The sequence below is a fragment of the Kitasatospora sp. NPDC057904 genome (genome assembly GCF_042887925.1).
Lineage (GTDB): Bacteria > Actinomycetota > Actinomycetes > Streptomycetales > Streptomycetaceae > Kitasatospora.
Map to the genome: position 1 here is coordinate 591960 of NZ_JBHVOL010000002.1, position 15744 is coordinate 607703.

Consider the following 15744-nt stretch of genomic DNA (forward strand, 5'->3'; position numbering starts at 1 on the left):
ATCCATGGACCGGGACGACACCACCCTGCGCGTACTGTCCACCAGCGACCTCGCCGGCCTGGACATCGGCCTCGCCGACGTCGTCGACACCGTCGAACAGGCCTACCGCACCCTGGCCGCCGGCCAGTCCGACAACCCGCGCAAACTCACCGTCAAGCCCGCCGACGGCCACTCGGTGTCCTACGCCATGCTCGGACGCGACGGCGTGCGCAACGTCGTCGCCGTCAAGACCTCGTACAAGCACGGCCTCGACAAGGGCCGCGACGAGCAGCACTACTACACGACGCTGACCGTCTACGACGACGTCACCGGCCTACCCGTCGCGATGATGGACTGCTCGCGCATCGGCTCCCTGCGTACCCCGGCCGTCTCCGCGCTGCTGGCCCGCGAGTGCGCCGGCCCCGACGCCTCGACCGCACTGGTCATCGGCACCGGCACCCAGGGCCGCCTCGCCCTGCCGTTCCTGCTCACCACCCTGCCGAAGCTGGAGCGCCTGCTGCTGTCCGGCACCCACCCCGACGGCATCGCCGCCGTCCGCGCCGAACTCGCCCGCCACTTCCCCGATCGCGAGCTGGAACTGGTCACCGACCTCAAGGCCGCCGCCCGCGACGCCGACGTCATCGTCGCGACCGCCGGCGGCCACACCCCGGCCGCCGTCGAGGCCGACTGGCTCAAGCCCGACTCGGTGTCGATCCTCGTCGGTCACGGCCTCGCGCCGTCCACCCTCCACCGCGCGGACCGGGTGATCGCCACCAGCGAGGCCCAGATGCGCGTCACCGGCACCGACATGGCCGATGCCGACGGCAACCTGCCCGCCGTCGACCTGGAGCTGCCCGTCGTCATCTCCGGCGTCTCCAAGGCCCGCACCGCCCCCGGGCAGCGGATCTTCGCCTACAACAGCGGACTCGTCGTCACCGACATCGCGCTGGGCCACCGCTTCGCCCAGCTCGCCGCCGCCCAGGACCTCGGCACCGAGGTGGCCCTGTGGCGCTGACCCTGCCCGCCCACCCCGACCCGCTGACCGAACGTCTGCACGCGAGCGGCCTGCTCCACGAACTCGCCCACGGCCTCGGCGGCCCCTTCCACTACCTGCTGCCCGAACGCTTCGACACCAACCTGGCCGGCTTCCGCGCCGCACTCACCGATGCCGGAGTCGAAGGCCGCGTGTACTACGCCAAGAAGGCCAACAAGGCCGGCGTGTTCATCGACCGCTGTGCCGCCGCGGGCGCGGGCGTCGACGTCGCCTCCCTCGGCGAGCTGCGCGAGGCGCTGGGCCACGGAGTGCGCGGCGAGGACCTCGTCGTCACCGGGCCGGCCAAGTCCGAGCAACTGCTGAGCGTGGCCGTGCGGCAGGGTGCGCTGATCGCCGTCGACGCCCTCGACGAACTCGACCGGCTGCTCGCCCGCACGGGCGAGCGCCCGGCCCGGGTCCTGTTGCGCCGCCACCCGCCCTCGCAACGCCGCAGCCGCTTCGGCCTCGACGACGCACAGCTGCAGCAGGCGCTGGACCGGTGCGCCCGGGCCGGCGACACCGTCCGCATGGAAGGGTTCAGCTTCCACCTCTCCGGCTACGAGATCCAGGCCCGCGCCGACCTCGCCGGAGAACTCGTCGAACTCTGCCTCAAGGCGAGGATGTCGGGCCTGCAGGCGGACCGGATCAGCATCGGCGGCGGATTCCCCGTCGACTACGTCGCCGCCGACACCTGGGACGCCTTCCTCACCGAGCAGGGCCCCGCGCACTACCACGGCCAGAAGTCCTTCGCCGCAAGCGACTTCTACCCCTACCACTCCCCCGTCGCCGGATCCGACGCCCTGCGCGCGATCCTCGCCGCCCGGCCGGGCGGCACGGGTGCGAGCCTCGCGACCCGACTGCGCGAGGCCGGCGTCATGCTGCTGCTGGAGCCCGGCCGCGCCCTGCTGGACCGGGCCGGAGCCTCGGTCTTCCGCGTCCAGGGCGTCAAGGACCGCACCGGGTACGGCATTGTCACCGTCGACGGCACCAGCCTGAGCCTGTCCGAGCAGTGGTTCGACAGCGAGTACCTGCCCGAACCGCAGCTGCTCCCCGCGCGCTCGCCGGAGACGACGCCCGGGCCCTTCCCGGCGTGCGTCGGCGGCGCGAGCTGCCTGGACTCCGACCTGCTCACCTGGCGCAAAGTCCCCTTCCCCGCCCGGCCCCGGGTCGGCGACCTGCTCGTCTACCCCAACACCGCGGGCTACCAGATGGACTCCAACGAGTCCCCCTTCCACGAGCTGCCGCTGCCGCCGAAGGTCGTCATCGACCACCCCGACGGGGGCAGCCGGCCCCGCTGGCGCCTCGACCGCTGACCACCACCCCGCACACCGCATCCCGACGGAGCCTCACGCCATGACCGACGCCCTGACCCGCCCCCCGGTGGTCAGCCGGATCTCCGACCTCATCGGCTACACCCCGCTGTTCGAACTCGCCCGCGCCGACAACGGCGCCCGCCTGCTCCTCAAACTGGAGATGTTCAACCCCACCGGCAGCGCGAAGATCCGCATGGCCCGCCAGATGGTCCTCGACGCCGAACGGCGCGGCGACCTGCGCGAGGGCGGCCACATCATCGAGTCCACCTCCGGCAACACCGGCCTCGGACTCGCCGTCGTCGCCGCCGAACGCGGCTACCGCTTCACCGCCGTCGTCGACAACCACGCCGCCGCCGACAAGCTGCGCGGCATGAAGGCCATGGGCACCGAGCTCGTCCACGTCGACGCCGACACCGACGGCGAGGAACTCCACACCGCCGCTCGCGAGGAACTCGCCGAGGACATGGCCCGCGGCAAGGACAACACCTTCTTCACCGAACAGCACAACAACCCCAGCAACGCGGTCGGTTACTACGCGGTCGGCCGCGAGATCGCCCAGGCGCTCGACAACCGGGTCGACGTCCTGATCGGTGCCGTCGGCACCGGCGGCGGCCTGTGCGGCACCGCCCGCGAGCTCAAGAGGCACGTACCCGGCGTCGCGGTCGTCGGCGTCGAGCCCAAGGGCTCCGTCGCCTTCGGCCCACCCGCCCACGACTACTACCAGTCCGGCACCGGAACCCCCGAAGGCGCCACCATCGGCCTGCTCGTCGACTACGACCTCATCGACGAAGGCGTCAAGGTCGGCGACGTCGAGGCCTTCGCCACCGCCCGGACCGTCGCCCGCCGCACCGGCCTGCTCATCGGCGGCTCCGCGGGCGGCGTCGTGCACGAGGCCCTGGACCGGCTGACCCGCCTCGCCCCCGACGCCGTCATGGTCGCCTTCGTCAACGACGGCGGCGAGAAGTACATGGACACCGTCTTCAACGACGACTGGATGACCGCCCGCGACCTCCTCGACCCGGCGCTCGAAGCGGGGATCGACGAGACGCTGACCAAGCTCCGCAGGAACTGAAGACAATGCAGCAGCTGACCACCCTCGCCCGCGACGGCCGCGCCCTCGCCGCCCTCGCCGTCCCGCTCGTCCTCACCCAGCTCGCCCAGGTCGCCCTCACCACCACCGACACCATCATGATGGGCGCCCTCGGCACCGAGGCCCTGGCGGCCGGCGGCCTCGCCCTGGTCGTCTTCAACCAACTGCGCACCATGGGCGTCGGGCTCGTCACCTCCGTCGGCAACCAGGTCGCGGCCGCCGCCGCCCGCGCCGAACGGAGCGAGGGCGCAGCCGCCGAGGCCGGGAACGGGGACGAGGTGCGCGGCCTGGTGCGGGCGGCGATGGCCGTCGCCACCCTCACCGGCATCGCGGGCGCCATCCTCATGGTCCTCATCGGCCAGGCCGCGACCCGGCTCGGCCAGGACGCGGATGTCGCCCACCGCGCCCAGGGCATGCTCGCCGCGCTCGCCCCCGGCCTGGTGCCCTGCCTCTGGTTCCAGGCGATCCGCCAGTTCACCGTCGGCATGCGCCGCCCGCAGGCGCTGCTGCGGATCACCATCGCCTCCGTCGCCGTCAACGCCGCGCTCAACTGGGCGTTCATCCACGGCACCTGGGGCCTGCCCAAGCTCGGCCTCACCGGCATCGGGGTGGCCACCAGCAGCGTCCACCTGCTCTCCTTCCTCGCCCTCTACGCCTCCGCCCGCCGCGACTCCCGGCTCGCGCCCCTGCTGACCCCGGACTTCTGGCGCGCAGACCCCGGCACGGTGCGCCGCCTGCTCGGTCTCGGGGCCCCGATCGCCGCCACCTACGGATCCGAGGCCGGGTTCTTCTCCGTCACCGCCCTCCTCGCCGGCAGCTTCGGCGCCGCCGCGCTCGCCGCCCACACCGCCGTCAACCAGTTGATCTACATCGTCTTCCAGGTCGCCGTCGGCCTCTCCCACGCCGCCTCCATCAACGTCAGCCGCGAACTCGCCCTCGGCGCATACGCAGCCGCCCGCCGCATCAAGAACACCGCACTGGCCTGCGGTGCCGTCGTCACCACCCTGGTCGGCATCGCCTACCTCACCGTGCCCCGCCTCGTCCTGCGGCCCTATTTCGACCCCGGCACGGCTGCCGACCAGCAGGGCCTGCACATCGCCACCGGGCTCCTCGCTGTCGTCGCCGTCCTGCAGTTCTTCGACTGCGCCCAGAACATCGGCGTCGGCCTCCTGCGCGGCCTCGACGACACCAGGAGCGGCTTCCGCATCACCCTCATCGGCTACTGGGCCGTCGGCCTGCCCGCCGCCTGGCTCCTCGCCTACCCCCTCGGTGGCGAGACCCGCGGCCTGTGGCTCGGCCTGCTCATCGGCCTGGCCACCACGGCCGTCCTCCTGCTGCGCCGCTACGGCCTCGCCCTGACCGCGCGAGCCGGCACCACCACCGCCGAATCCGCTGCGGTCGGCACCTGAGCACCTGCCGCGGTCACCGCACCGGTCCGTCGTGTGAGCCGTGGGGCCGGTCAGGGCCAACGACCAGCCCTGATCGGCCCCACGGCCCACACGACGGTGACGGTCGGCAATTTCGCCCCCATGTCATGACCCCGAATAAGATTTAGGTTAGCCTTACCTTATGCACTATGCTTCGTTGGCCGCGAACACGGCCGGATACGCCATGCCCCAGCTCTGGCGGGTCCTCACCAAGACCGGCTACTTCCTCGGCCTCAGCGGGGCCGTCGGAGCCACCGTCACCTATGCGGCCACCGTGCGCCCGGCCCTGCGCGCCCCGGAAACGAGCACCGGGGACGCCGAGATCCTGCGCAGACGGTCCGCCGGCTACCTCGCCTGGGCCGGAGTGGTCCTGCTGGTCGCGGGCTACTTCCAGCTCGCCGCCCGCGTCGCCCGCGCCGGCAAGGGCATGCCCTTCGGCGACGCGCTCGCCCCTGGCCGGGTATGGGACTACCTGCAGGCGCCCGCGGCCAAGGGCGCCTGGATCGCCCAGGGCACGGTCTACCTCGTCCAGAACGCCGTCCTGGTCGTGACCGCCGCCGCCCTGATCGCCCTCTTCGCGCCGACCGCCCGCCGCCACGTGGACCGGATCGCCCTCGCCGCGCTGCCGCTCTCCCTCGCTGTCACCCTGATCGGCGCCGTGCCGGCCACCGCCCCCGCCGACCTCGACGGGTGGCTGAACCCGGTCTTCGACCAGGCCCACATCGTGTCCGGCACCGTCTGGCTCGGCGGCCTGGCCCTGCTCGTCGCCCTGGCCGGCACCCGCAAGAGCCTCGGCGACGGCGCCGGGCTGCTGTGGGCCGACATGTGGCGGCGCTTCGGCCTCGTCGCCATGGTCTGCGTCGGCGCGGTCACCGTCTCCGGCCTGTGGCTGAGCTGGAAGCACGTCGGCGGCATCTCGCAGCTGTGGACCACCGGCTACGGCGTCGCCCTGCTCGTCAAGATCCTCCTGGTCGCCGGGCTGGTCGTCGCGGGCGCCTTCAACCAGTTCTGGCTGATGCCCCGGATCGTCCGGGCGCGTGCCGCCGACGACACCACCTCGCTGCTGCACCTGACGCTCCGGCACTTCCCCAAGGTCGTCTGGGGCGAGGTCGTCCTCGGCGTCGCCGTGCTCGCCGTGATGCCGTTCATCTCCGGCTCGGCCCGCACCGAGGCCGGCAGCCCGAAGGCCGTCTCCTCCGGCACCGTCTTCGCCGGCGGCGCCGCCCTCACCATCGCGCTGGCCGTCTCCCTGTACGCGACGGCGAAGGCCTCCGACGCCCTGGCCCGCCGGCCGGCCACGCCTGCGACTGCCTGACCCACCGGTCGCTTTCACCATCCACGGGATCGAGGAGTGCCATGGGACGAGGTTGGGAGGGCCTGGCCCTCAAGGTGATGCGGGGCCGGGACTTCGCGTTCACGGTGACCGCCGCGGAGGACGTCACCACGGACTGCCGCCGGGTGCGCTTCGCGGACGGCGGCATGCTGGACGCCACCGGCGTGCACCCCACCATGTGGGTGCGGCTGTGGTTCCCGGAGGCGGGCCGCCCGCACCAGCGCGCCTACACCCTGGTCGACCCGGACCCCGCCGCGGGGACGTTCGGCATCGACTTCGCACTCCACGACGGCCCGGCCAGCCGCTGGGCGAGCGCGGCGGCGCCCGGCGACTCCATCCAGGCGACCGTCCAGGGATCCGCGTTCGCGGCCCCCGAGCCGACGCCCCGCCGGATGTTCCTCGTCGGCGACCGCGCCTCGGCCCCCGCGATCGGCTCCCTGCTGCGCGCACTGCCGGGCGTGCCGGCGACGATCTGGCTGGAGACCCAGCACGACAGCGACGAACGACTGCCGGTGTCGCGAAGCGGCCGTGACCACCACGACTTCCGGTTCGCCCCCCGGGAGGACGCCGGGGGACGACTGGCGGCCCAGGTCCGCACGGCCCTGCCCGGCCTGCTCGGCGACCCGGCCGAGGCGTACGTGTGGATCGCCTGCGACACCGTCACCACGCGTGAACTCGCCCGGTTCGTCCGCAAGGACCTCGGCGTCCCCAGGCCCCGCACCCACGCCCTCGGGTACTGGCGGCCCTGAAGACCCGTGGTGCCCGGCCGAGGGACGGTCCCCTCGACCGGGCACCACGTTGCTCCCGCCCTCCGCAGCGCCCGAGTTCGGCACTGCGCCGAGCGGCGGGCAGTCGGTGTCGCGGCCGGTCAGCCGAGCGAGGCGAGGAAGGTGTCGAGCGCCTGGACCTCGGCGGCCTTGTCCGGGTGCGAGGCGCGCAGCGACGTCAGGACGTGGTCGATCTCGCCGTCGAGGAAGTGCCAGGCCTGCCCGTTCTTGGGCTGGAGGCTGTCCTGGTCGTCGTCCCACGCCGTCTCCAGGTCCTTCACCCGGCTGGTCGCGGCCTTCTGGTCCCCGGCGTCGAGCTTGGCCAGGGTGTCGGACGCGATGGTGCGGAACTTCGCGATCTCCGCCGGGGGGAAGGAGGACGTCGCCTGCTGCGGCGTGAGGGAAGCGGCCACGGGTGCCGGGGCGTCGGCCTCGCCGGCCACGGCCGCGTGCGGTTGCTGGTTCGCCCACACGAGCAGCGCTCCGGCCGCCACCGCCACGAGGGCGAAGTAGCCGAGCATGACCCGCTCACGCGCCGGGTTCGCCGCCTGCGGCGTGCGGGCCTCGTCGTCGGCCTCGATGACGTCGCTGCGGCTCCGGGTGAGGTGGACGACCGTGGCGAGGATCGCGGCCAGGAAGATCACGCTGGTCACGGCGGTGCCCAGGCCCAGGCCCCCGTCGCTGCTCGGCGAGGCGAGCCAGTCGCCGAGGTTGGCGCCGAGCGGGCGGGTGAGGATGTAGGCCAGCCAGAAGGAGAGCACCGCGCCGGCGCCGAGGCGCCGACCGACGACGATCGCGGCGATCAGCCCGAGCGGAAGGAGCACCGACACGCCCGGGGCCCAGCCCGTCAGCTCCAGGGTCCAGTCGCCGACCGCGGTGCCGAGGGCGAAGGTCACCAGGACCGCGAGCCAGTAGAAGAGTTCACGGGAGCGGGTGACGATGCTGTGGATCGACAGCGTCCGCTCACGCGCGTACCAGATCCCGAAGACGACGGCGAGGACGCCGGCGAACACGCCGCTGCTCACCGCGAGGGGGACGCCCTGGCTGTCGGTGAGGATGTCGGTGTACAGGGTGCCGGTCACGCTCAGCACCACGACGGTGAGCCAGTACACGAACGGGACGTAGCGCTTGGTACCGAGCTGCCAGCCCAGGGCGCCGGCCAGCACGGCGGTGAAGATCAACGAGGTGTCGACCAGGCCGACGCCGAGGGTCGTGTTGATCCAGTCGGCGAAGCTCTCGCCGACCGTGGTGCAGAGGATCTTGATCACCCAGAACCAGATCGTGACCTCGGGCACCTTGTTGATCAACTGGCGGCCGAGCGACGCGGCCCCGGATCGCTCCATGGTGGATGTCATGACGCCGAGGCTGACACGCGCGACCTGAACACAACCTGAGCGCGTCACCGCGGGAATCCGCGAGGTCACCGCAGGGCACAGCGGCACGGGGCCACCTGCCGGGAGGCGGCCCCCGGCGTCCTGAGCCGCCCAGGCTGCTCTCATCCGGACGGGCGATACTGTGCCGATGACCGATCACCGGGTACTGGTCGTCGAGGACGACCACGGACTGCGCGAGGCCCTGGCCCGCGGCCTGCGCGAGGAACAGTTCGACGTGCTGACGGCCGCCGACGGCGCGAGTGCGCTGCGCGCGGTGCGGCAGCAGGTCGACGCCGTGGTGCTGGACATCGGCCTGCCCGACTCCGACGGCCGGGACGTGTGCCAGGCGATGCGCGCCCACGGCTTCGCCGTGCCCGTGGTGTTCCTGACCGCGCACGGCGGACTCACCGACCGGCTGTCCGGGTTCTCGGCCGGCGGTGACGACTACCTGGCCAAGCCCTTCCACATGGCCGAGCTCGCCGCGCGGCTGCGCGCCGCCATGCGCCGGTTCGGCTGCGAACCCGGCGGCGGGGGCTCGGAGCTGCGCCTCGACCCGGCCCGGCACGTCCTGGCCGGACGGGACTGCTCGGTCGCCCTGACCCCCACCGAGTTCCGGCTGCTGGCCTGCCTGATGGCCGTACCCGGAGCCGTCGTCCGCAGGCGGGCGCTGCTGCGCGCGGGCTGGCCGGAGGGCGCCATGGTCACCGACAACACCCTCGACCAGTACCTGGCGCGCCTGCGTCGCAAGCTGCGCCAGGTGGACGGCGCGCACGGCATCGCCACGGTGCGCGGCGTGGGCTACCGGTTCGAATGAGACCCTCCACCGGGCGGATCCGCCCCCACCGGCTGCCGACACGGCTGCGTTCGCTGCGTCCCCGCACTCTGCGCGGCCGCCTGGCACTGATCGCCCTGGTCAGCATCGCGATCTGGGTGGCCGTGCTGACGGCCGTCTTCCAAGGGCTGCTCACCGCACAACTGAACAGCCAGGCCGACGAACTGCTGCGCACCCGGGCCACGGCGGCGGCCGCCACCGTCCGCCCCTCCGCCGACGGCAGGCTCACCATCGACGAACCCGCCGACGACAGCGCCCTCGACGTCGGCGTCTGGATCTACCAGGACGACCAGGCCCTGGAACGCCCGACCGCCTCGCGCGCCCTCCAGAACACCGCCGACCGGCTCGCCGGCGGCCCCGCCGGGTTCAGCCGCAGCACCGGACCCGACCCCGCCCGCCTCTACGTCCTGCCCGTCCTCGCGGGCGACCGACGCGTCGGCGCCGTCGTGGCCGCCGTCGGACCGGACCCCGGAGAACCCACGGCCGAACTCGCCCTGACCGCGGCGGCGGCCCTCGCCGCCCTCATGCTCGCGGCCGTGTACCTCGTCACCCGGGCCGTGGTCGGAGGCGCGCTGCGCCCGGTGGCGGCGATGAGCGCCCAGGCGGCGGCCTGGAGCGCCGCCGACACCACCCGCCGCTTCGGCACCGCACGGCGCCCGGCCGAACTGTCCGCCCTCGCCGGCAACCTCGACGAACTGCTGGACCGGCTGGCCGCCGTCCTGCGGCACGAGCAGCAGCTCACCGCGGAGCTCTCGCACGAGCTCCGCACACCGCTGGCCCGGATCACGGCCGAGACGGACTGGCTGCTGGCGAGGCCCCGGGACGCCGCCGAACAACAGGCCGCCCACCGCGCCATCGCCGAGAGCTCGGCGCGGATGCGGGAGATCTGCGAGACGCTGCTCTCCCAGGCCCGCGACGGGATCGGCGCGGGCGGCGGACCCGGCGAGGCGCCGGGCCGCTGCCTGCTCGCGCCGCTGCTGGCCACGCTGGCCGAGCGCAGCGCCCAGGAGTTCCCGCACGCGCCGCCGGTTCGGGTACACGGGGGTGACGCACAGGTCGTGGCCGGAGTCTCGGCCCCGATCGTCGAGCGCATCCTGGCGCCGCTGCTCGACAACGCGCGCCGCTACGCCCGGACGTCGGTGACCATGGAGTGCGCGGGCCGGCCCGGCTCGGTCACGGTGGTGGTCAGCGACGACGGCCCGGGCATCCCCGAGGGGGTGGGCGAGGCGGTGTTCGAGCCAGGACGCCGGGCCGATCCCGGGGACGGCCACGACGGCGCCGGCCTCGGCCTGGCCCTGGCCCGCCGCCTCGCCCGCGCGGCAGGCGGCGACCTCACCCTCGGTCGGCCGGCCACCGGCGCCGGCGGCTGCTTCGAGCTCTCCCTGCCGACGGGATGAGCCTCCCGCGGCCGTCGCCGGGGCTCACGTCCCGGTGGGGCCTTCCTCGCCGTCCGGCCGGGTCGCCAACGCCGGCAGCGGCGTGTACGCGGCCACCAAGTTCGGCATCAACGGCTGGTCGGAGTCGCTGCGCAAGGAGCTGCTGCCCGACGTCCGCGTCACCGTCATCGAGCCCGGCGTCGTCGCCACCGAGCTGCCCACCCACATCACCCACGAAGCGACCCGCCAGGGCGCCCGGCAGCTCTACGACGTCGCCCAGGTCACCGCCGAGGACGTCGCCGAGGTCATCACCTTCGCCCTCCAGCGCCCCCGGCACCTGGCCATCCACGAGATCCTGCTGCGCCCCGCCGGCCAGGCCTGACCCGATCACCCCTCGCCCCCTTCCGGCTCTACTCCGTGGGCTCCTCCAGGAGGCACCAGGCACACAGGATGAACGGGGTGCCGAGCCCGCCCACGGCGACCATGATCCACAGCGGCCAGTAGCCGCCGCCGGTGACGGGAGCCCGCTGCGGGTGCACGGGGTCGATCCGTACGCCGACCCGGTGTCCGTCGGGCCACTGCTCGTCCGCGCCCTCGTCGGCGCGGTACTCGTGCCCGTCCGCCGTCCAGTGGTAGGTGCACTCGGTGCTGGTGTCGCCGCTGTCGTGGCAGCCGGTGACGGTGGCGGACACCCGGAGCGTGGCATGAACATCGCGGTCGTGCTGGTGGAACCAGCCGCTGAGGGAGAAGGCGAAACCGCCGGCGAACACGCAGAGCATCAGGGCGAGCAGGGCGCTGCGGAACAGGGCGCCGGCCACGGAGCCGGAGCGCGGGCTCTCGCCCAGGGCGACGCTCACCGGTCCGGCCAGCGCCGCGACTGCCGCCGCACCGGCCGCACCCCTCCAGCCGGCGTACCAGGGCGTCGAGCCCCACGGGGTGCAGGCCGTCGTCACCGCGCCGGCCAACACCGCGGCCCAGGCCGCGCGTTGGAGCAGGCGCACGGCGCCTCCCACCCGGCGGCGCGGGCCCCCGGCCCGGCTCGGGGCGGCGGGGGGCCGTCGGTCCTCGGGAGTCGGCGGAGTCGGAGGAGCGGGAGGAGTCGGAGGAGCGGGAGGTCGGTCGTCCGCGGTGGTGGTCACCCGGCCACGCTGGCAGAGGCGCGGAACCGGCACCAGAAAGCGGTGCTCACCCCCGGCGTTCAGCGATGCTTACGGCACAGGCGTGGCGGACGGCCCGCCGGGCGCGGTCCGCTCGCCGGGATCGACCAGGTGGCTGCTCACCCGCGGCTCACCGTCGGTCAGGCCCTGCGCCGCCAGCCGCTCGCCCGCCGTCAGCAGCGCGCTCTGGAGCGCCTCGCCCGCCGCCCGTACCGCCGGGGGCGCGCCCCACGGGCCGGTGCGCCGCAGCAGCCGCACCAGGTAGGAGCCGGGCACCGGCAGCGAGGTGACGGTGCCGGCGCCCGGGCCGATCAGGGCGGCGGCGTTCGCGGGCAGGATCGCGGCGCCGAGGCGCGCGGCGAGCATGGTGTAGACGGCGAAGCGGTAGCGGGCGGTGTGCTCCACCAGCGGCACGATGCTGTGCTCGGCAGCCAGGCGCTGGAAGGCCAGCTGCCGGGGGGAGCCGGCCGGGGCGGTGATCCAGGGGCGGCCGGACAGCTGGGCGGGGTCGGCGGGCGACGGCCAGTCGGCCGGAACGACCAGGCGGTAGGCGTCCTCGAACATGACGCTCGCCTCGACGCCGGGCGGCAGCGGGGTGGGCTCCTGCCGGTCGTCCTCGATGACGAGGACGTCCAGTTCGCCCAGGCGGAGTGCGCGCAGCCCCTCCTGCCGCCCGGTCTCCACCAGCCGGGGGACGAGGTCGGGGTGGGTGCGGGCGAGCAGGTGGACGGCGGTGGTGGCGAAGAACGTGATGGCGGGCGGCGGCACACCGATGGCGACCGGGCCGGCGGCGGCCCCGCCGAGTGCCCGCAGGTCGCGGGCCGCGTCCTGGAGCGCCTGGCCGATCCGGTCGCCGTAGCCGGCCAGCAGGCGTCCGGCGGTGGTCAGTTCGGCCCGTCCGCCGGTGCGGTCCACCAGCGGGACGCCGACCTCGCGTTCCAGCCGGCTCAGCTGCTGGGACACCGCGGAGGGCGTGTGGCCGAGGGCGCGCGAGGCGCCCGCCACGCTGCCGGAGTCGGCGATCTGGCGCAGGATCAGCAGTCTCTTCGGGTCGAGTTCCACCACTGCGCCGCCCTTTCGCACCGCCCGGGTCGAGGACGCCCATCCTGGCAGAGGCCGCGGCGCCGGTCCGGACCGCTCGTCCGAGCGTCCCTAGGACAGGTCCCAGACCTCGATCGTCAGTGCCCGGTCGGCCGGGCACGCGGCGATCCGTTCCGGATGCGTCTCCACGGCACGGGCCTGGACCCACGTTCCGGTACCGGAGCCGGGCACCGCACCGGCGGCGAGCAGGGGCAGGACGTGCTCCGCGCGGGCGGTGTAGCGGTTGGGGTACCCGCCGCGGATCAACTGCTCGGCCTTGCCCGCGGCCACCAGCTCCTCCACCCACGTGATCCCTGACGCCCCGATCTCCCACCTGGCGAGAACGAAGTCACGGCGCTGCTCGGGGATTGCCCGGTCGTATTCATCGGGGCTCAGTTCCGTGATGCCGATCCACCAGCCGAGCATGTTCCGCGTCCTCCCCGCCGACGTCACTGCTGCGGAAGCCTACTGGGAGGGCGGCGCGACGTCATCGGCTTACGTCGAGCTGTCGAGCCGTGCCCGAGAACGGTCCGGCGGCGCCGCCAGGCCCGGCGCCGCGCACCCTCAGGGCTCGGCCAGGTATCCCTGCACCGTCCGGGCCAGGAGCGGGGCGAGCCGTTCCGCGGGTGCCGACGCGAGCGGCTCCACCTGGATCACGTAGCGCGCCATCGCCAGCCCGACGATCTGCGAGAGCGTCAGCTCCACCCTCAACTCCGGCTCCTCCAGGTCGAGTTCGCCCGCCAGCCGGCCCACGAGTTCGGTCACCATGAAGCCCCGCACCAGCGCCGCCACATCCTCGCTGGCCGCCGCCGTGCGCAGCAGCGCCAGCAGCCGGTCCCGTACCGCCGGTTCCTCCCAGAGCCCGAGGACGAAGGCGGCCACGCGTTCGCCGACGCGCTCGCGTTCGCCCGCGAGCACGCGTTCCACGACGGCCCGCGGGTCGACCGGGAAGTCCAGTGCCGCCAGGAACAGCCGGTCCTTCGTCCCGAAGTAGTGGTGCAGCAGCGCCGCGTCCACACCGGCCGCGCGGGCGATCGCCCGCATGCTCGCCTTCTGGTACCCGCGGGCCCCGAACTCCGCCCGGGCCGCCTCCAGCACCGCGCCCCGGGTGTCCTCTCCCCCGGGGCGCCGTCCGACCCGCTTCTGCTGATTCCCCTCGCCACTCACGAGGCCATTGTCACCGGTGACACCTGCGCGCGACTTGACCGGCACCCCCGGCGGCGCAAAACTCATCACATGATGAATTCCATGGCGGGGCCGCCCGGCCCCGCGGTCCGCATCACCGGCCTGACCGTCGAACGCGGCGGCCGCCCGGTCCTCCACGGCCTCGACCTCGACATCGCCGCCGGCACCATCACCGGCCTGCTCGGCCCCAGCGGCTGCGGCAAGACCACCCTGCTGCGCTCGGTCGTCGGCGTGCAGCGCACCGCCGCCGGCCGCGTCGAGGTGCTCGGCCTCGACGCCGGCAGCCCCGCCCTGCGCCACCGCGTCGGATACGTCACCCAGGCTCCCTCGGTCTACGGCGACCTCAGCGTCGCCGAGAACCTCGACTACTTCGCCGCCGTCCTCGGCGCACCCGGGACCGACCCCGCCCGGGTGATCGCCCAGGTCGGCCTGACCGGCCACGAATGCGACATCGCCGACCGCCTGTCCGGCGGCCAGCGCGCCCGCGTCTCACTCGCCGCGGCCCTGCTCGGCACCCCCGAGCTGCTCATCCTCGACGAGCCGACCGTCGGCCTCGACCCGGTGCTCCGCCAGGACCTCTGGCGGCTCTTCCGCCGGCTCGCCGACGGCGGCGCCACCCTGCTGGTCTCCAGCCACGTCATGGACGAGGCCACCCGCTGCGACCGCCTGCTGCTGATGCGCGACGGCAGGCTGCTCGCCCACGACACCCCCGACGCGCTGCTCCGCGCCACCGGAGCCGCCGACATCGACAGCGCGTTCCTCGAACTGGTGGAGGCCGGCCGATGACCACCCCCCGCACCCGGCCGCGGACGGCGCACGCCCTGCGGCGCACCCTCGCCACCGCCCGTCGCGTCCTCACCCAGCTGCGCCATGACCCGCGCACCCTCGCCCTGCTCCTGGTCGTGCCCTGCCTGCTGCTCGTCCTGCTCAAGTACATGTTCGACGCCCAGCCCGCCACCTTCGACCGGACCGGCCCCGCCCTGCTCGGCGTCTTCCCGCTGCTCGTGATGTTCCTGGTCACCTCGGTCGCCATGCTCCGGGAACGCACCACCGGCACCCTGGAACGGCTGCTCACCATGCCGTTGGGCAAGCTCGACCTGCTCCTCGGGTACGCCCTGGCCTTCGGCGCCGTCGCCCTGCTCCAGGCGACCCTCGCCACCGCCCTCACCATCGGGCCGCTCGGCCTGCACATCGCCGGCCCCACCTGGCTGGTCTTCGCCGTCGCCGTCGCCGACGGACTGCTCGGCATGGCGCTCGGCCTCCTGGTCTCGGCGTTCGCGGCCACCGAGTTCCAGGCCGTCCAGTTCCTGCCCGCCGTCCTCCTCCCCCAGATGCTGCTGTGCGGGCTCTTCGTCCCGCGCGACGCCATGGCGACCGCGCTGCGCTGGGCCTCTGACGTCCTGCCGCTCTCCTACGCCGTCGACGCGATGACCCGGCTCACCACCACCGCCACCGCCGACTCCGCCGTGGCCCGCGATCTCGCCGTCGTCGCCGGCTCCGCCCTGCTCGCCCTCGCCCTGGGAGCCGCCACCCTCCGCCGCCGAACCGCCTGATACCGCCCTCGGTCCACATGGCCGTACCCTCCCGCCGGCAGCGCCGGACCACGGTGTGCGTGGTCCCGAGCCTGCCCGCCCGGCGGCCGGAGTGCGCGAAGGGCCATGCCGGACGGCGGCCGACAGGGCGCCGCCGACTGCCGGCGGATCCGAGACCCGGCCGGATCGCGCCGCCGCAATAGATCGGGGACGGATGTTCGGTAGTCTCCGTTGATCGGCGGCGGTGAGCGCTGCCTTGGGGGGACG

16 protein-coding genes are annotated in these 15744 nt (G+C 73.9%); 11 read left to right on the top strand and 5 right to left on the bottom strand.

Annotated elements, in window-relative coordinates:
- Positions 1-4 precede the first annotated feature (4 nt).
- The 6 genes from ACFVSN_RS08015 to ACFVSN_RS08040 all read left to right on the top strand — a co-directional run bounded on the left by ACFVSN_RS08015 (position 5) and on the right by ACFVSN_RS08040 (position 6924).
- Positions 5-994, top strand: a complete 990-nt coding sequence (locus ACFVSN_RS08015) for an ornithine cyclodeaminase family protein (protein ID WP_387954032.1) — start codon at positions 5-7, stop codon at positions 992-994.
- Positions 985-2325 carry a Y4yA family PLP-dependent enzyme gene (locus ACFVSN_RS08020; RefSeq protein WP_387954033.1) on the top strand — a complete coding sequence of 447 codons (1341 nt, stop codon included), beginning with the start codon at positions 985-987 and terminating at the stop codon, positions 2323-2325. The genes ACFVSN_RS08015 and ACFVSN_RS08020 overlap by 10 nt, the downstream gene beginning before the upstream one ends.
- 40 nt (positions 2326-2365) lie before the next feature.
- Positions 2366-3397 carry a cysteine synthase family protein gene (locus ACFVSN_RS08025; protein ID WP_387954035.1) on the top strand — a complete coding sequence of 344 codons (1032 nt, stop codon included), beginning with the start codon at positions 2366-2368 and terminating at the stop codon, positions 3395-3397.
- Between the two features lie 5 nt (positions 3398-3402).
- The gene (locus ACFVSN_RS08030) at positions 3403-4824 is read left to right on the top strand and encodes an MATE family efflux transporter (RefSeq protein WP_387954037.1); all 1422 of its coding nucleotides are present in this window, start codon (positions 3403-3405) and stop codon (positions 4822-4824) included.
- A gap of 175 nt (positions 4825-4999) precedes the next feature.
- Positions 5000-6157 carry a CopD family protein gene (locus tag ACFVSN_RS08035; RefSeq protein ID WP_387954039.1) on the top strand — a complete coding sequence of 386 codons (1158 nt, stop codon included), beginning with the start codon at positions 5000-5002 and terminating at the stop codon, positions 6155-6157.
- A gap of 41 nt (positions 6158-6198) precedes the next feature.
- Complete coding sequence (locus ACFVSN_RS08040; protein WP_387954041.1) at positions 6199-6924, top strand: siderophore-interacting protein; 726 nt, start codon at positions 6199-6201, stop codon at positions 6922-6924.
- 119 nt (positions 6925-7043) lie between these two features.
- Here ACFVSN_RS08040 and ACFVSN_RS08045 read toward each other — a convergent pair whose 3' ends face one another.
- Positions 7044-8297 (bottom strand): hypothetical protein, encoded by a 1254-nt coding sequence (locus tag ACFVSN_RS08045; RefSeq protein WP_387954043.1) that lies wholly within the window; start codon positions 8295-8297, stop codon positions 7044-7046.
- A gap of 166 nt (positions 8298-8463) precedes the next feature.
- On the opposite strand from ACFVSN_RS08045, the gene ACFVSN_RS08050 reads away from it, so the two are divergent.
- Genes ACFVSN_RS08050 through ACFVSN_RS08060 form a run of 3 tightly spaced genes read left to right on the top strand, consistent with a single transcriptional unit; the run spans position 8464 to position 10905 of the window.
- Complete coding sequence (locus tag ACFVSN_RS08050; RefSeq protein WP_387588632.1) at positions 8464-9129, top strand: response regulator transcription factor; 666 nt, start codon at positions 8464-8466, stop codon at positions 9127-9129.
- Positions 9126-10544 (top strand): sensor histidine kinase, encoded by a 1419-nt coding sequence (locus ACFVSN_RS08055; RefSeq protein WP_387954045.1) that lies wholly within the window; start codon positions 9126-9128, stop codon positions 10542-10544. Before ACFVSN_RS08050 ends, ACFVSN_RS08055 begins: the two co-directional genes overlap by 4 nt.
- A 34-nt stretch (positions 10545-10578) precedes the next feature.
- Positions 10579-10905: an SDR family NAD(P)-dependent oxidoreductase gene (locus ACFVSN_RS08060; protein ID WP_387954046.1), complete on the top strand. Its 327-nt coding sequence runs from the start codon at positions 10579-10581 to the stop codon at positions 10903-10905.
- A 28-nt stretch (positions 10906-10933) separates the two neighbouring features.
- On the opposite strand, the gene ACFVSN_RS08065 is transcribed toward ACFVSN_RS08060, so the two are convergent.
- The 4 genes from ACFVSN_RS08065 to ACFVSN_RS08080 all read right to left on the bottom strand — a co-directional run bounded on the left by ACFVSN_RS08065 (position 10934) and on the right by ACFVSN_RS08080 (position 13927).
- Positions 10934-11524, bottom strand: coding sequence for a DUF3592 domain-containing protein (locus ACFVSN_RS08065; protein WP_387954048.1), 591 nt, complete (start codon positions 11522-11524; stop codon positions 10934-10936).
- Positions 11525-11731: 207 nt separating this feature from the next.
- Positions 11732-12745 (bottom strand): LysR family transcriptional regulator, encoded by a 1014-nt coding sequence (locus tag ACFVSN_RS08070; RefSeq protein WP_387954050.1) that lies wholly within the window; start codon positions 12743-12745, stop codon positions 11732-11734.
- Between the two features lie 87 nt (positions 12746-12832).
- Positions 12833-13186 carry a hypothetical protein gene (locus ACFVSN_RS08075; protein ID WP_380503367.1) on the bottom strand — a complete coding sequence of 118 codons (354 nt, stop codon included), beginning with the start codon at positions 13184-13186 and terminating at the stop codon, positions 12833-12835.
- A gap of 138 nt (positions 13187-13324) precedes the next feature.
- The gene (locus ACFVSN_RS08080) at positions 13325-13927 is read right to left on the bottom strand and encodes a TetR family transcriptional regulator (RefSeq protein ID WP_387954051.1); all 603 of its coding nucleotides are present in this window, start codon (positions 13925-13927) and stop codon (positions 13325-13327) included.
- Positions 13928-13996: 69 nt separating this feature from the next.
- Here ACFVSN_RS08080 and ACFVSN_RS08085 point away from each other — a divergent pair, with 69 nt between their 5' ends.
- Both ACFVSN_RS08085 and ACFVSN_RS08090 read left to right on the top strand, forming a co-directional pair.
- Complete coding sequence (locus ACFVSN_RS08085; RefSeq protein ID WP_387954053.1) at positions 13997-14731, top strand: ABC transporter ATP-binding protein; 735 nt, start codon at positions 13997-13999, stop codon at positions 14729-14731.
- Complete coding sequence (locus ACFVSN_RS08090; RefSeq protein ID WP_380446408.1) at positions 14728-15498, top strand: ABC transporter permease; 771 nt, start codon at positions 14728-14730, stop codon at positions 15496-15498. The genes ACFVSN_RS08085 and ACFVSN_RS08090 overlap by 4 nt, the downstream gene beginning before the upstream one ends.
- Positions 15499-15744: the final 246 nt, after the last annotated feature.

Coding starts and splice junctions, on each gene's coding strand:
- ACFVSN_RS08040 (WP_387954041.1), top strand. CDS start 6,199: ATGGGACGAGGTTGGGAGGGCCTGGCCCTCAAGGTGATGCGGGGCCGG.
- ACFVSN_RS08045 (WP_387954043.1), bottom strand. CDS start 8,297: ATGACATCCACCATGGAGCGATCCGGGGCCGCGTCGCTCGGCCGCCAG.
- ACFVSN_RS08030 (WP_387954037.1), top strand. CDS start 3,403: ATGCAGCAGCTGACCACCCTCGCCCGCGACGGCCGCGCCCTCGCCGCC.
- ACFVSN_RS08055 (WP_387954045.1), top strand. CDS start 9,126: ATGAGACCCTCCACCGGGCGGATCCGCCCCCACCGGCTGCCGACACGG.
- ACFVSN_RS08050 (WP_387588632.1), top strand. CDS start 8,464: ATGACCGATCACCGGGTACTGGTCGTCGAGGACGACCACGGACTGCGC.
- ACFVSN_RS08025 (WP_387954035.1), top strand. CDS start 2,366: ATGACCGACGCCCTGACCCGCCCCCCGGTGGTCAGCCGGATCTCCGAC.
- ACFVSN_RS08085 (WP_387954053.1), top strand. CDS start 13,997: ATGATGAATTCCATGGCGGGGCCGCCCGGCCCCGCGGTCCGCATCACC.
- ACFVSN_RS08015 (WP_387954032.1), top strand. CDS start 5: ATGGACCGGGACGACACCACCCTGCGCGTACTGTCCACCAGCGACCTC.
- ACFVSN_RS08075 (WP_380503367.1), bottom strand. CDS start 13,186: ATGCTCGGCTGGTGGATCGGCATCACGGAACTGAGCCCCGATGAATAC.
- ACFVSN_RS08090 (WP_380446408.1), top strand. CDS start 14,728: ATGACCACCCCCCGCACCCGGCCGCGGACGGCGCACGCCCTGCGGCGC.